This window comes from Neisseria sp. 27098_8_139, from assembly GCF_041433195.1.
In the GTDB taxonomy this organism is placed as follows: Bacteria; Pseudomonadota; Gammaproteobacteria; order Burkholderiales; family Neisseriaceae; genus Neisseria; species Neisseria subflava.
This window is the reverse complement of record NZ_JAPWBA010000001.1, coordinates 35,714-50,599: the sequence shown is the minus strand read 5'-3', so window position 1 is coordinate 50,599 and position 14,886 is coordinate 35,714. Positions and strand designations below refer to the sequence as shown.

The following is a 14,886-nucleotide window of genomic DNA, read 5'->3' as shown; positions in this document are numbered from 1 at the left end:
CTATAATGCGTTTCTTCTACGGCGGGTCTCCCCGCATGGTAATTCGGAACACCGGGTCAGGGGCGGAAGCCAGCAGCCCACTCTGATGAGCCAGTGCCGGGGGTTCGGCTCGCCACCTTATTCAAAAATGCCGGAGATGGTTAAGTCTCCGGCATTTTTCATTGTATAAAGCGTAATAAAAAGGCCGTCTGAAATCTCATTTTCAGACGGCCTTTGCGTTTATGAGCCAGCTATTTATGCTTCTTCTGATTTTGTATTGGGCAAAACGCAGTTCAGGATAATGGCCAATACGGCGCACAAGCCTACACCGGCGAAGCTCAAAGTACCTACTTTGATAATCATGCCGCCGATACCGGTCGTCAATACGGAGCTGACGATAACCAGATTTTTCGGCTGCATCAAATCGACTTTCGCATCAATCAGTGTTTTGATGCCCAAAGAGGCGATTGTACCGAACAGCAGCAACATAATGCCGCCCATAACCGGCATAGGAATCGAAGCTAAAAATGCGTTGAATTTACCGAAAAACGCCATGAAAATCGCAAAAATTGCCGCCCAAGTCATGATGACGGGGTTGCTGTTTTTGGTAATCATCACCGCGCCGGTTACTTCGCCGTAAGTAGTCACAGGAGGGCCGCCAATCAAACCGGCCACGCACACGCCCAAGCCGTCACCGGCGAGGGTTTTGTCCAAGCCCGGGTCTTGAGTGTAGTTTTTGCCGGTTACATTACCGATGGCCATAATACCGCCGATGTGTTCGATGGCCGGGGCAATGGCGACGGGCAACATAAACAAGGCAGCCTGCCAGTTGACTTGAGGCGTTTCAAAATGAGGGACGGCAAACCAAGGAGCGTTGATGATGGCGCTGGTGTCGACCAGACCCATGATTAGAGCCAATACATAGCCGGAAGCTACGCCGATCAGAATCGGAATCAGCTTCATCATTTTGCTGCCGAAGACAGAAACAATGACGGTTACCGCAAAGGTAAAGCCCGATAGAATCAGTGAGTCGATATAGTCGATGACCTGTTTTCCATCTGCCTGACCCATGGCCATGCTGCTGGCTGCTGCGGCCACAGACAAGCCGATTACCATAATCACCGGGCCGATAACTACGGGCGGCAACAGTTTGTGTACCGCATCCAGACCGCGCCATCTGATCAGCGCGGCAAAGACAAAGTACATGAAACCTGCCGCAAACAGGCCGAACATGGTAGAAGGCAGGCCCCATTCATCGATGGAGTAGATAATCGGTGCAATAAAGGCAAAAGAAGAGCCGAGGAAAATCGGCACTTTACGTTTGGTAACCAATTGGAACAACAAAGTGCCCAAGCCTGCGCCCAATAATGCCAAAGCTGGGTTCAGTCCCGTCAGTAGCGGCACAAGCACCATGGCACCGAATGCGACAAACAAAATCTGCGCACCGGCCACCGCCGTTTTAAGCTGGTTCATAAAAGCTCCGAAGAAAATTCAAACGGCGCAGATTATACTGATTTATCCTAGTCGTGAACATTTATTTACAAAAGGCCGTCTGAACAAATGTAACGATGACACCTGTTCAGACGGCCTTGTTCGATAGCAAATGGTTAATAACTTATCAAAATCGATTGGGGAAATTTTTAGCCGCGTGTTTCGCGCCAAACCAAATAATCGCGCAGGGGCGGCATGGGCGGATTGATGCAATGCGGACAGATGCCGGTTGTATCCTCATCGTCGCTGTCGATATGGTAGTCGTTTGGATCAAAGCGCACCTGCTGCATGACGGCTTGCGCCAAAGCCTGCGCCTGTACGACATCAAAGCGGAATTTTTCAAGGATTTCGTTTAATAGGCGGATTTCGCCGTCGCTGAAAGATTCGCTGTGTTTGACAATGAGGCGTTGATAATCTTCATTGCTGATTTTTTCGTGAAGTAAATCGGTCTGGATAGTCATGATTTTTATTGTTGAAATAAGATGGTCAAGATGCAGATTATAGCGGATATCGTGGCGGCTGTTTCAAAGTCCGTGTTCTGGTTCGGAAAGTGTCCCTGTTTTGGCTTTTTTCGGTATTAGGTTGTTTAATTTAGAGTTAATTGCTTGGTAATCGTCGCTATAAAAAAATTCTCCAATGTATATGGTTTTACCATGATAAATAAATGACCATGCACCTTGTTTACTATTTGGTTGTCGTAAGGGGCTGGAGATGGTGGATGTATTCCTTCTCTGACTCAAATAGTTACGCAGTGTAATTTTAGTGTTTTTAGTATTTGCATAGTTCTCATGTGGCTGCCATTGTGATATTTCTACGAGTGAAAATTTTTTACCTTTTCCCAATCCAAACAGTGCGAATTGGTGTGAAAGTATTCCATTTTGAACATGGATATATTCTTGTCCAAAAAGTTGCCACAGTAAGTCATAAATACATTGGCAAGAAAGCAGGCCTAAAAATATGAGGAGTATGATATTAAATGTTGATTCAAAGTTTAAATTTGAAATGTTTGCCAATATCAATAGTACGATTACAAGATCTCTGCAAGTTAATAGAAGTTTGAGTCTGTTGCGTATAATTTTTGCTGACAAGGTAATTTTGCTAGGTGTTTGTTCAATTTTATAACGCGAAGATGTCATCAATAGCCTCCTATTTTTTCAGCCTGATACGCTTTTTGCAGCGGTGTAATTTGCGCCAAGCGGGCATGATCGATTTGTTCGGCAATTAAATGGGCTTTCCCTTGTGTGCGGCATTCGGCGGCAATTTTGCCTGCATCTACTTGGTTGGCGGCCTCAAGTAAGGCCAGCCAGTGTTCGCGTTGCGGATAGGGGGTATCTTCAAGATTCAGACGGCCTTGTTTGTCGGCCACGCAGACGTTTAAGGCCGTCTGAAAACGTTCGGGGCGGCGGAATGCGTCGGTTTTTTTCAAAACATTCAAAATGGTTTTGCTTTTGAACTGCTCGACTTGATGGAGCATGATGTGCCAGCGACAGACAAGTTCGGCAAGCTCGGCGCAGTGTTTGGGCGCACGCAGGCGTTGATTGACTTCGCGGACGGGTTCGACGCCGTTGACGTCGTGTCCGTAGTGTTTTGGCAGGATATCGGTCGGTGTTTTTGCCTTGCCTAAGTCGTGCAATAAGGCGGCATAGCGTTCGGCGAGGGAAAGGTTCATTTCTGCGGCTCGTTGTACAACCATCAGCGTATGAATACCGCTGTCGATTTCAGGATGATAATCGGCGCGTTGTGGTACGCCGAAAAGGGCATCAAGCTCGGGCAGTAAAACTTTGAGTGCGCCGCATTCGCGCAAAACTTCAATCATTCGGCGCGGATTTTTCTCCATCAAGCCTTTTGCCAGCTCTTGCCAGACGCGTTCGGCAACCAAGGCATCCGCTTCGCCGTTTTCTACCATTTGCCGCATCAGCGACATGGTTTCATCGGCAATTTGAAAACCATAACGCGCTGCAAAACGGGCGATACGCAAAATCCGCACGGGGTCTTCGGCAAAGGCAGGCGAAACGTGGCGCAGGATGCCGGCCGCCAAGTCTTGTTGTCCGCCAAAAGGATCGATGATCGTGCCGTCTGAATCCTGAGCCATGGCATTGATGGTCAGGTCGCGGCGCATCAGGTCTTGTTCCAGCGTAACGTCTTTATCGGCATGAAAGCTGAATCCGGCATAGCCTTTGGCGGTTTTGCGCTCGGTACGGGCGAGGGCATATTCTTCGTGGCTGTCTGGATGGAGAAAGACGGGAAAATCCTTGCCAACAGGTTGATAGCCTTGAGCCAGCATGGTTTGCGCATCTGCACCGACGACTACCCAGTCGCGGTCTTTGACGTGCAGGCCTAACAGATGGTCGCGGACGGCGCCGCCGACAAGATAGGTTTTGATGGTTTGTGTATTCATATAAAAATCGAACGATATAAAAAGGCCGTCTGAAAAGCCGTATTGGGTTTTCAGACGGCCTGAGTCAGAACGCTATTATGACGCTTTAGGCTTGTTGCCGTCGATGATTTTCAAACCGGCGGAGACCAAGCTGCCGATGTCGGCAACGTTGGCAGGCATAATCAGCGTGTTGCTTTCTTTAGCCAAATTGCTGAAGGCGGCAACGTATTGCTCGGCAACTTTCAGGTTAACAGCTTCAGCACCGCCCTCGGAGCGGACAGCCTCGGCGATTTTGCGGATGGCGTCGGCGTTGGCTTCTGCCACCAGGCGCAGGGCTTCGGCTTCACCTTGTGCGCGGTTGATGCGGGCGATTTTTTCACCGTTTGACGCGTTGATGGCGGCTTGCGCTTCACCTTCGGATTGTTGGATTTCTGCTTCGCGCTGACCGCTGGCAAGGTTGATCTGCTCGATTTTACGGCCTTCGGATTCGGCAATGCGCGCGCGTTTTTCACGTTCGGCTGTAATTTGCGCCTGCATTGAGCGGAGGATTTCTTGCGGCGGAACCAAGTCTTTGATTTCGTAACGCAAGACTTTCACGCCCCATGCGCCTGCCGCTTCGTCCAAAGCAGCAACAACAATGCTGTTGATTTCATCGCGCTCTTCAAAGGTTTTATCCAATTCCATGCGGCCGATGACAGAGCGCAAAGTTGTCTGCGCAAGCTGGGTAATCGCCATGATGTAGTTGCTGGAACCATATGAAGCGAGTTTTGGATCGGTGACTTGGAAGTAGATGATGCCGTCCACAGTCAGCTGAGTGTTGTCGCGGGTAATACAGACTTGGCTGGGAACATCCAAAGGAACTTCTTTCAGCGAGTGACGATAGGCGACGCGGTCGATAAATGGGATAAGGATGTTCAGACCTGCAGTCAGCGCTTTGTGAAAACGGCCTAATCGTTCGACCACATAAACTTCCTGCTGCGGTACAACGATAAAGGATTTGAAACCAAAAACAACAACGACGATGAGTATGAGGACGGGGAGACTGAGCAGAAATTCCATAATGTTTCCTTATGATGATGGTTGGGAGAGTGTGCGGATAATCAGAAGATTGCCGTTTTTGGCGGTAATGACTGCGCTTGAGGCCGTCTGAAAAGTATCTTGGGGCCGTTCGGCTTGTGCCTGCCAATGTGTGCCGCGGTAGGCGACTTCGTAAATATTGTCATGTAGGTGGCGTAGGATGCGGACGTTTTGCCCAATATCCAAATCATCGTTGAGCGCTTGGGGAGCCGAGCGGTTTTTCAGACGGCCGTGTACCAGCCAGATACCGAGTGCGCTGATGATGGCGGCGGTCAAAACGGCGGCAGAAAAGTGTCCGCTTAATCCGTATATGATTCCGGCGGCGACCAGCGCTACGCTGACTACCAAAAGATAAACCGTTCCGATAAATAATTCGACAATCAGAACAACGGCGGCGGCAACAAACCATATCGTCATGCGGCATATCCTTTTAATAATCTTTTGAGAATCCTTATCATAATGGCAACAGCTTGAAATGAAAAGGCTAAGGTTGAAATTTATTTCAGTTATAATAAGTCCGTTCAAATACGGAGCGGCAAATAATGCAGACTTGGCACGAGGCAATTGGTGCAGAAAAAGAAAAGGCGTATTTTCAAACGATTTTGGAGAAGGTACGCCATGAAAGGCAGGCGGGGATAACTGTTTATCCGCCTGAGCGCGATGTATTCAATGCCTTTCGGACGACTGAATTCGGAAATGTAAAAGTAGTGATTTTGGGGCAAGACCCGTATCACGGCGCGGGTCAGGCTCATGGTTTGGCGTTTTCCGTGCAACCTGAAATTGCGGTGCCGCCGTCACTGGTCAATATTTATAAAGAGCTGGCGACGGATATTGAGGGCTTTCAGATTCCGCAACACGGCTATTTGCAGCATTGGGCAGAACAGGGCGTGTTGCTGTTGAACACGGTATTGACTGTCCGTGCCGGTTTGGCGCATTCCCATGCGACTTTTGGCTGGGAGGCGTTTACCGATGAAGTCATCCGACAATTGGATAAGGAACGCGAGCATTTAGTCTTTATGCTGTGGGGCAGCCATGCGCAGAAGAAAGGCGTGTTTATCGACCGCAACCGTCATTTGGTGCTGACTGCGCCGCATCCTTCGCCTTTATCGGCATATCGCGGCTTTTTCGGCTGCAAACATTTTTCGCAGGCAAACGCTTATTTGCAGGCACATGGTTTAGAGCCGATTGATTGGCAGGTTTAAATAAGATGATAGGCCGTCTGAAAGCAGATTTTCAGACGGCCTTATGATTTAGTTTCAAATCGAATATTCAATCAGTTCGTTTTGAGAAAAGACATAAACCTGTTTCGGAATCAGCTTCAATTCTTTGCCTTCGGCGATTTGGTAACGCGCGGCATCGCTGCCTGCCAGCGTGATATGTACGTCTTGTTTGTCGTGTTTGACTAAAATATGCGTCAATGCGCCGACGGCGTGGATTTTTTCGATTTTGGCACGAATCATCGGTGTTTCGTTTTCGGCGGCAAGCTGCCATTCGTGAGGGCGGATGTAGCCGGTGGCGGTTTGTTCCTGCCATTTGTAGTGCGCGTCCAATTTCCACGCGAAGCCGTTGTAGTGCCAGATGCCTTTTTCGATGCGTCCTTCAAATGCGTCGGTTTCACCGAGAAACTCAGTAACGAAGGCGTTTTCGGGTTTGCGGTAAATGGCTTCGGCGCTTCCGGTTTGTTCGATTTTACCGTGGTTCATAACGACGATTTCGTCGGAAACTTCGAGGGCTTCTTCTTGGTCGTGCGTCACTAAAATGCTGGTTACGCCTAGGTTGTGATGGATGTCGCGCAGCCAGGTACGCAATTCTTTACGCACTTTGGCATCCAGCGCGCCGAAGGGTTCGTCCAGGAGCAGGAGTTTGGGTTCGACGGCGAGGGCGCGGGCGAGGGCGATGCGTTGGCGTTGGCCGCCGGAGAGCTGGTGCGGATAAGATTTGGCGAGGTGGGAGAGCTGCACGAGTTTGAGCAATTCTTCGACTTTGGCGCGGATTTGTTCTTTGGACGGGCGTTCGGACTTGGGCAATACGGTCAAACCGAAGGCGACGTTGTCAAACACGTTCATGTGGCGGAAGAGGGCGTAGTGTTGGAACACAAAGCCGACTTTGCGCTCGCGTACATGCTTGGCGGTTACGTCTTGGCCGTCAAAGAGAATTTGGCCGCCGTCGGCGTTTTCCAGTCCGGCGATAATGCGCAGGAGCGTGGTTTTGCCGCAGCCGGAAGGGCCGAGCAGGGAAACGAGTTTGCCGGTGGGGACGTTGAGGTTGATGTTTTTCAGCGCGTGGAACGCTCCGAAGTGTTTGTTTAAGTTTTGAATGGTGATGCTCATGCTGCGTTCCTTTCGGCGGCGGCGAGTTTTTTATCTTGTAATTTTGTGATGATGTTCTGCACCGCCAGCGTCGCCAGTGCTAAAAGTGCCAATACGCCGGAGAGGGCGAATGCGCCGGTGAAGTTGTATTCGTTGTAGAAGATTTCGACCAAAAGCGGGATGGTATTGGTTTCGCCGCGTATGTGTCCCGATACCACGCTGACCGCGCCGAACTCGCCCATCGCGCGGGCGTTGGTAAGGATGATGCCGTAAAGCAGCGCCCATTTGATGTTGGGCAGGGTAACGCGCCAAAACATCTGCCAGCCGCTTGCGCCGAGTATCAGGGCAGCCTGTTCTTCGCTGTCGCCCTGCGCCTGCATTAAAGGAATAATTTCGCGTGCGACAAAGGGGAAGGTAACGAACAGTGTCGCCAAAATAATGCCCGGGATGGCGAAGATAATCTGTATGCCTTGCGCTTCCAGCCAGCCGCCCAATGCCGTGTGCGCGCCGAACAATAAGACGAACATTAAACCGGCCACCACGGGCGATACGGAAAACGGCAAATCGAGCAGGGTGGTCAGTAACTGCTTGCCGCGAAAGTCAAAACGGGTCAGCAGCCACGCCATCGCCACGCCCAATACGGCATTGACGGGAACGACAATCAGCGCGGTAATCAGCGTCAATTTGATGGCAGACCATGCCTCGGGATCGGTCAAGGATTGCAGGTACAAATCCCAACCGCCTTTCAGTGCTTCGTAAAACACGGCGATAAGCGGTACGACCAGCATCAGCAGCAGAAAGCCCAAGGCAGTAGCGGTCAGCAATACGCGCAGCCAACGCGGTTCGCTCAGGTTTGGATTGGTAGAATGGGTTTTCATGTTAGTGAAGCCTCTATTTATTCTTGTATCCGTTTAGGCTGTCTGAAAAATGTTTGCTTGATGTTTCAGACGGCCTGTTGTTTGTTAAACCTTCGCTCCGGCGCGGCGGCTCAAAGTCCATTGCATAATGTTCAAAATCAGCAGGATGACAAACGAAATCATCAGCATAAACAGAGCAACGGCTGATGCACCCTGAGCATCGTATTGCTCCAGTTTGCCGGTAATAATCAAGGGTAGGATTTCAGACACCATCGGAATATTGCCCGCGATAAAGATGACCGATCCGTATTCGCCGGTAGAGCGGGCAAACATCATGCCTGCGCCGGTCAACAGGGCCGGTGTGATTTCTGGCAAAAGGACGCGGCGGAACGTAGTCCAACGGCTTGCGCCCAAAGTCGCCGCCGCTTCTTCATATTCCCCCGACAATTCTTCCAATACCGGCTGCACGGCGCGGACGATAAAGGGCAGGCTGACAACAATCAGCGCAATCCAAATGCCGATGGGCGTAAACGCGATTTTGATGCCCAAAGGCTCGAAAAAACGGCCTATCCAGCCATTGGGCGCATATAGGGTTGCCAACGCAATACCTGTTACCGCTGTCGGCAGCGCAAACGGCAAATCGACCAAAGCGTTTACTAACCCTTTGCCCAGAAATTCATAACGCACCAATACCCAGGCAACCAACGTGCCGAACACGATATTGGTCAACATCGCATAAAACGACATCCGCAAACTCAGCCAGACGGCCGCCAAGACATTGGGTTCGGTAATCGTGTTCCAAAATCCGCTCCAGCCGATTTCCGCCGCTTTGGCCGCCATCATCGCAAACGGCAAAACCACCAAAAGCGACAGGCATAAAACCGTCAAACCCAGGCTGAGTTTGAAACCCGGCAATACAGAAGGCGTTTTGAGTAACAACATAATGGCAATCGTCAGAATTTAATACACGCTTACTTTAACAAGGCCGTCTGAAAACTGGAAAGAATACTTTGTTTGGTATAAAGACGATTTTGTTATATTGAAAAGATGAAAAGGCCGTCTGAACATCAAATTTCAGACGGCCTTGCTGGTGTGGTAAGGATTAATAGGCAACAGGATCTTGAGATGCAGGCTGGCGTTGCGCCGCATCATAGTTTTCCTGAGCCGAGCGGACGGCTTTTTCCAAACCGTTGATCCGATCGAGATAGCGGGCATAGTTGCGTTCATTGCCATAACGCACTTTTTTGCCTTCTTCCAAATTTTTCTTGGCGGTATCTAAAGCACGCTTGGCCGCGCCGACATCAGTCGGATTGACCGGGGCGACAGCTTCTTCTGCCTGCTCGGCTTTGCTTGGGGAAATCGGCGTTGCCGGTGTTGAAACAGGCGCAGAAGTATATACGGACGGTTTGCCGATATTGCTGGCTTTGCAGTTTTTGCCGCCGGCTTGGGTATAGACTTTGCGGCCGGCAGAATCGGTACATTCAAAAATAGGCGCGGCGGAAACCGCAGTTGCCAAAGCGAGCAGTAATGTGCTGATCCAGAGTTTGTTCATTTTTTATTTTTCCTTAAAACCATTTCCACCAAACAAATAAAGCCGCAATCATGATGATGTTGGCGAAGAGGATGGGTTTCCACTGTCTGGGCGCACGTCGTAATTCAGTGCCAGAGCGCGTGCGGCGGATATGGAAAAACGGGCTGAGCAGCATGGAAGCGGCACATACCAAAATAATCACGGCGTAATAGATTTTGTGCGTTTCCATATAGATTCTCCGTTTCAGACGGCCTGAAATGCTGCCTACAACGCGTTTTTGCGTGAAGCGTTGCCTGTTTTCATCTTACATCGGCATTGGGCACATTTGCCATGGCCTCAATCCTGAGGTCTTTGCAAAAATATGCTACAATCGCGTCCGATTATAACATTCTATTTATAAAGGTTTTACGAATAATGATTTCTACCAACGGCATCACCATGCAGTTCGGCGCAAAGCCGCTGTTTGAAAACGTATCCGTCAAATTCGGCGAAGGCAACCGTTACGGCTTGATCGGCGCCAACGGCTCAGGCAAATCCACCTTCATGAAAATCCTCGGCGGCGATTTGGAACAGACTGCCGGCGAAGTAGCGATTGAAAACGGCGTGCGTTTGGGTAAATTGCGCCAAGACCAGTTTGCCTACGAAGACATGCGCGTGCTGGACGTGGTGATGATGGGTCACACCGAAATGTGGGCGGCGATGACCGAGCGTGATGCGATTTACGCCAATCCCGAAGCCACCGAAGACGACTACATGAAAGCCGCCGAACTGGAAGCCAAGTTTGCCGAATACGACGGCTATACCGCCGAAGCACGCGCTGCCGAATTGTTGAGCGGCGTGGGCATTTCCGAAGATTTGCACAATGCGACCATGGCAGAAGTCGCTCCGGGCTTCAAACTGCGCGTATTGCTGGCACAAGCCCTGTTCTCCAAGCCAGATGTATTGCTCTTGGACGAACCGACCAATAACTTGGACATTAATACCATCCGCTGGTTGGAAGGCGTGTTGAACCAATACGACTCCACCATGATTATCATCTCGCACGACCGTCACTTCTTGAACGAAGTCTGCACCCACATGGCGGATTTGGACTACAACACCATCACCATCTATCCTGGCAACTACGACGACTACATGCTCGCCTCCGCCCAATCGCGCGAACGCGCTCTGAAAGACAACGCCAAGGCAAAAGAGAAACTGCAAGAGCTGCAAGAGTTCGTTGCCCGCTTCTCCGCCAACAAATCCAAAGCCCGTCAGGCAACCAGCCGTCTGAAACAGGCAGACAAAATCAAATCGGAGATGGTCGAAGTCAAACCTTCTACCCGTCAAAACCCGTATATCCGTTTTGAAGCTGATGAAAAAGCCAAGTTGCACCGTCAGGCTGTGGAAGTTGAAAAACTGGCCAAACGTTTTGAAACCCAGTTGTTTAAAAACCTGAACTTCATCCTTGAAGCAGGCCAGCGCCTCGCCATCATCGGCCCGAACGGCGCAGGTAAATCTACCTTGCTGAAACTCTTGGCCGGCGCATACAACCCCGAATATTCAGACGGCCTGCTGCCGGACGAAGGCACCATCAAATGGGCGGAAAAAGCCAGTGTCGGCTACTATCCGCAAGACCATGAAAACGACTTCGACGTCGATATGGACCTGAGCGAATGGATGCGCCAATGGGGTCAGGAAGGCGATGACGAACAAGTCATCCGCGGCACTTTGGGCCGCTTGCTCTTCGGCAGCAACGATGTCGTGAAAAAAGTGAAGGTTCTCTCCGGTGGCGAAAAAGGCCGTATGCTTTACGGCAAACTGTTGCTGTTGAAACCCAATGTCTTGGTTATGGACGAACCGACCAACCACATGGACATGGAAAGCATCGAATCTTTGAACATGGCGCTGGAAAAATACAACGGCACGCTGATTTTCGTATCGCATGACCGTCAGTTTGTATCTTCATTGGCTACCCAAATCATCGAATTGGATGGCAAAGGCGGATATGAACACTACTTGGGTGATTACGAGAGCTATCTGGAGAAAAAAGGCTTAGTTTAAGCCCATACTGATAAGCTATTAAGGTATTGAAATGCCGTCTGAAAACCGTTGTGTTTTCAGACGGCATTTTTTGAAGCGTTTCATATTGGCAATCACTGAAACTGCTAAGATTAAAATGGATAAATTTCTTGTTAGGAATTTTTATTAAAGCCATAAAACAGATATACAAAAGGCCGTCTGAAAATTTCAGACGGCCTTTATTTATGTTTTGATAGAAAGAGGATTAACTGAATAAACTTTTAAACCACAACACAATCGCGTCCCACATACGGCGCAACCAGCTGCCTTCTTCTACGCCGGTCAGGGCGACGACGTCTTTTTCGGCAATAATTTTACCGTCTTTCATGACTTTCAGCTTGCCCAATACTTGGCCTTTTTCAATCGGGGCGAGGACGGGCTGAAGCGTTTCTAAGATTGGTTTGACGTTTTTACCGGTATCGTGGGGAATAGTAATGTAAACATCGTCCAAGAAGCCGATATCTACGGCTTTGGTGCTGCCTTTGTAAACTTTGACTTGGGAAATCACTTCTCCGCCGTTGTAAAGTTTAGGCGTATCAAATGCCTGCAATGACCAGTTGAGCAGTTTGCTGCTTTCGCTGGCGCGCGCTTCGGTGGATTCGGCACCGGCAAGAATGGAAACAATACGGCGGTTGTTGCGTTTGCTGGAAGCGGCAAGATGATAGCCTGCGCCTTCGCTATAGCCGGTTTTCAAACCGTCGATACTGCTGTCGCGATAGAGCAGGAGATTGCGGTTGGGCTGCTCGATATTATTGTATTTGAAAGATTTGTTTGCAAATAAAGGATAATATTTCGGATAGTCATTGATGAGCGCGGCAGCCAAGATGGCAAGGTCGCCAACGGTTGAAACATGGCCGTTAGAAGAAATACCGGTCGGGTTGTTGAAGTGGGTGTGCTTCATGCCCAAGCGTTTGGCTTCTTCATTCATTTGTTTGACAAATTCGTCGATAGAGCCGTTGCCAAGGGCTTCGGCAAGGGTAATGGCGGCATCGTTGGCTGACTGGATGGTTGTACCCTTAATCAAGGAGCTGACGCTGACAGGAACTTTAGGATCGAGGAACATGCGCGAACCTTCGACTTTCCATGCAGCATTGGAAACAGTCAGCATTTGGCCTGCCTCAAGCGTACCGTTTTCCAGTGCTTTAAAGGCAAGGTAGGCAGTCATCATTTGCGTCAATGCGGCAGGCTCGATAGGCGTGTCGGCATTGTTGGATGCCAAAGTTTGCTTGCTGTGCAGGTCGGTAACGATATAGGCAGTTGCTGCGATTTCCGGCGGCGTTGTCGGGCTGTTGATGCTGTGTAACAGCGGCTGCGTTTGAGCCTCGCTCTGTACGGCAGGTGCGGATGCAACCGGGCCGGCAGCAAGGGCAGCAGTATTCAGGAGGGCAGCAAAAATTAAGCTAAGTAGCGTTTTTTTCATCATTATGTGTGGATTTGAATATGAGTGGGCACTGTTTCTTTCAAAGTAAACAGTTTGGCATATTAAATAGATATTAAGTGGACATTATACCGTCTCATTTAGGCTTTGCTAAGATTTTTCTTGCCTTCAGACGGCCTCAGGGGTATGGTTTTAACTTTTTCCTCCGGTCGATTTGACCGAATTGCAATTTATTTCCGAACACTAAAATACCATGAACCATTCCCTTCCTCTTTCTGATTATCTAACCCGTATTTTGACCGCTTCCGTTTATGATGTAGCCGTAGAAACGCCTTTGGATTTGGCGCGCAGTTTGTCAGGCCGTCTGAACAATCAGATTTTGCTCAAACGCGAAGATTTGCAGCCGGTGTTTTCGTTCAAAATCCGCGGCGCGTACAACAAAATGGCGAAGCTGCCAAAAGAAGCCTTGGATTGTGGCGTGATTGCAGCAAGCGCAGGCAACCATGCGCAGGGTGTGGCTTTGTCGGCGCAATATTTAGGTTGCCGCGCCGTCATCGTGATGCCGGAAACAACGCCCAAAATCAAAATTGACGCGGTCAAGAGTCGAGGCGGTGAAGTGGTATTGAAAGGTGTGTCTTACAACGATGCCTATGATTATGCGATGGAGTTAGCAGAAAAGGAAAAACTGACTTATATCGCGCCGTTTGATGATCCTGATGTGATTGCCGGTCAGGGAACCATCGGCATGGAAATCCTTCGTCAACACCGCAATATCAATGCGATTTTTGTCCCGATTGGCGGCGGCGGTTTGGCAGCAGGCGTGGCGGCATTTATCAAACAGGTTTGCCCTGAAATTAAAGTCATTGGCGTGCAAACCGATGATTCTTGCTGTATGAAGCAATCGGTCGAAGCAGGGGAAATTGTACATTTGAAAGATGTCGGCCTGTTTTCAGACGGCACAGCAGTTAAAGTGGTGGGTGATGAAACTTTCCGCTTGTGTAAAGAGCTGTTGGACGAGATTATTACGGTCAATACGGATATGTTGTGCGGCGCGATTAAAGATATTTTTGACGATACGCGCAGCATTACCGAGCCTGCGGGCGCATTGGCCCTTGCCGGCCTGAAGGCTTATGTTGCGAAAAACAATATCCAAGGTCAAAATTTGGTTGCGGTCACTAGTGGTGCCAACATGAACTTCCACCGCCTGCGCCATGTTTCAGAACGCAGTGAGCTGGGCGAGGGTAACGAAGGTATTTTTGCTGTTACCATTCCTGAAGAAAAAGGCAGCTTCCTCAAGTTTATCAATGTATTGGGTAGTCGGAATATTACCGAGTTCAACTACCGCTACGGCAATGACAACAATGCTCATATTTTTGTCGGCTTGCAAACTGCCGGTGCGCAAGACTTGGCCGTCATCAGCAAACAACTGGCTGACGCAGGTTTGCCGAATGTTGATCTGACCAATGACGAAATCGCCAAAATCCATATCCGTTACATGGTCGGGGGGCGGACGGAAAAAGTTTCCAGCGAACGCTTGGTCAGCTTTGAATTTCCTGAGCGCCCCGGTGCATTGTCCCGTTTCTTGAACCATATGCGCGCCGAATGGAATATCACTTTGTTCCATTATCGCAATCATGGTGCGGACTACGGCCGTATTTTGGTCGGTATTGATGTACCTGAAAGCGACAATGAAGCCTTTACCGATTTCTTGGAGAGCTTGGGTTATGTTTATAAAGAAGAAACCGATAATCCGGCTTATAAACTTTTCTTGGCTTAATCAGTAAGATAAAAGGCCGTCTGAAATTTTTCAGACGGCCTTGTGTTTT

The 14,886-nt window shown here is 49.6% G+C and carries 15 protein-coding genes and 1 other RNA gene; 4 read left to right on the top strand and 12 right to left on the bottom strand.

Annotated features, from left to right (window positions below; all coding sequences use genetic code 11):
* The first annotated feature begins 20 nt into the window (after positions 1–20).
* Positions 21–117, top strand: an RNA gene (gene ffs, locus O3660_RS00305) — signal recognition particle sRNA small type.
* Between the two features lie 117 nt (positions 118–234).
* On the opposite strand, the gene O3660_RS00300 is transcribed toward ffs, so the two are convergent.
* The 6 genes from O3660_RS00300 to O3660_RS00275 all read right to left on the bottom strand — a co-directional run bounded on the left by O3660_RS00300 (position 235) and on the right by O3660_RS00275 (position 5,341).
* Entirely contained in the window at positions 235–1,452 is a 1,218-nt protein-coding gene (locus tag O3660_RS00300; RefSeq protein WP_049352246.1) for a uracil-xanthine permease family protein, read from the bottom strand.
* 167 nt (positions 1,453–1,619) lie between these two features.
* The gene (locus O3660_RS00295; protein ID WP_003679235.1) at positions 1,620–1,931 is read right to left on the bottom strand and encodes a hypothetical protein; all 312 of its coding nucleotides are present in this window, start codon (positions 1,929–1,931) and stop codon (positions 1,620–1,622) included.
* Positions 1,932–1,994: 63 nt separating this feature from the next.
* A complete protein-coding gene (locus tag O3660_RS00290; RefSeq protein WP_049352243.1) occupies positions 1,995–2,606 on the bottom strand; it encodes a hypothetical protein in 612 nt (203 codons plus the stop codon).
* The gene (locus tag O3660_RS00285) at positions 2,606–3,868 is read right to left on the bottom strand and encodes a multifunctional CCA addition/repair protein (protein ID WP_049352240.1); all 1,263 of its coding nucleotides are present in this window, start codon (positions 3,866–3,868) and stop codon (positions 2,606–2,608) included. Before O3660_RS00285 ends, O3660_RS00290 begins: the two co-directional genes overlap by 1 nt.
* A gap of 75 nt (positions 3,869–3,943) precedes the next feature.
* The gene (locus tag O3660_RS00280; protein WP_039863787.1) at positions 3,944–4,906 is read right to left on the bottom strand and encodes an SPFH domain-containing protein; all 963 of its coding nucleotides are present in this window, start codon (positions 4,904–4,906) and stop codon (positions 3,944–3,946) included.
* 9 nt (positions 4,907–4,915) lie between these two features.
* The gene (locus O3660_RS00275) at positions 4,916–5,341 is read right to left on the bottom strand and encodes an NfeD family protein (protein WP_049352239.1); all 426 of its coding nucleotides are present in this window, start codon (positions 5,339–5,341) and stop codon (positions 4,916–4,918) included.
* A gap of 125 nt (positions 5,342–5,466) precedes the next feature.
* On the opposite strand from O3660_RS00275, the gene ung reads away from it, so the two are divergent.
* Complete coding sequence (gene ung, locus O3660_RS00270; RefSeq protein WP_049352237.1) at positions 5,467–6,126, top strand: uracil-DNA glycosylase; 660 nt, start codon at positions 5,467–5,469, stop codon at positions 6,124–6,126.
* Between the two features lie 54 nt (positions 6,127–6,180).
* Here the strand turns inward: ung and O3660_RS00265 are convergent, their stop codons facing one another.
* The 5 genes from O3660_RS00265 to O3660_RS00245 form a co-directional block, all read right to left on the bottom strand.
* Positions 6,181–7,254, bottom strand: coding sequence for a sulfate/molybdate ABC transporter ATP-binding protein (locus O3660_RS00265; RefSeq protein ID WP_049352234.1), 1,074 nt, complete (start codon positions 7,252–7,254; stop codon positions 6,181–6,183).
* Positions 7,251–8,111, bottom strand: coding sequence for a sulfate ABC transporter permease subunit CysW (gene cysW / locus O3660_RS00260; RefSeq protein ID WP_049352232.1), 861 nt, complete (start codon positions 8,109–8,111; stop codon positions 7,251–7,253). The genes O3660_RS00265 and cysW overlap by 4 nt, the downstream gene beginning before the upstream one ends.
* Before the next feature lie 84 nt (positions 8,112–8,195).
* Complete coding sequence (gene cysT, locus O3660_RS00255) at positions 8,196–9,032, bottom strand: sulfate ABC transporter permease subunit CysT (protein ID WP_371464421.1); 837 nt, start codon at positions 9,030–9,032, stop codon at positions 8,196–8,198.
* 160 nt (positions 9,033–9,192) lie between these two features.
* Positions 9,193–9,642, bottom strand: a complete 450-nt coding sequence (locus O3660_RS00250; protein WP_049352227.1) for a DUF4124 domain-containing protein — start codon at positions 9,640–9,642, stop codon at positions 9,193–9,195.
* Positions 9,643–9,655: 13 nt separating this feature from the next.
* Positions 9,656–9,850 carry a hypothetical protein gene (locus O3660_RS00245; RefSeq protein ID WP_049328530.1) on the bottom strand — a complete coding sequence of 65 codons (195 nt, stop codon included), beginning with the start codon at positions 9,848–9,850 and terminating at the stop codon, positions 9,656–9,658.
* 185 nt (positions 9,851–10,035) lie between these two features.
* Between O3660_RS00245 and O3660_RS00240 the strand changes: the two genes are divergently transcribed.
* Complete coding sequence (locus O3660_RS00240; RefSeq protein ID WP_003683571.1) at positions 10,036–11,664, top strand: ABC-F family ATPase; 1,629 nt, start codon at positions 10,036–10,038, stop codon at positions 11,662–11,664.
* 223 nt (positions 11,665–11,887) lie between these two features.
* On the opposite strand, the gene O3660_RS00235 is transcribed toward O3660_RS00240, so the two are convergent.
* Positions 11,888–13,105: a D-alanyl-D-alanine carboxypeptidase family protein gene (locus O3660_RS00235; protein WP_049352226.1), complete on the bottom strand. Its 1,218-nt coding sequence runs from the start codon at positions 13,103–13,105 to the stop codon at positions 11,888–11,890.
* Between the two features lie 208 nt (positions 13,106–13,313).
* Between O3660_RS00235 and ilvA the strand changes: the two genes are divergently transcribed.
* On the top strand, positions 13,314–14,837 hold the full coding sequence (gene ilvA / locus O3660_RS00230; RefSeq protein ID WP_371464419.1) for a threonine ammonia-lyase, biosynthetic: 1,524 nt from the start codon (positions 13,314–13,316) through the stop codon (positions 14,835–14,837).
* Positions 14,838–14,886 lie beyond the last annotated feature (49 nt).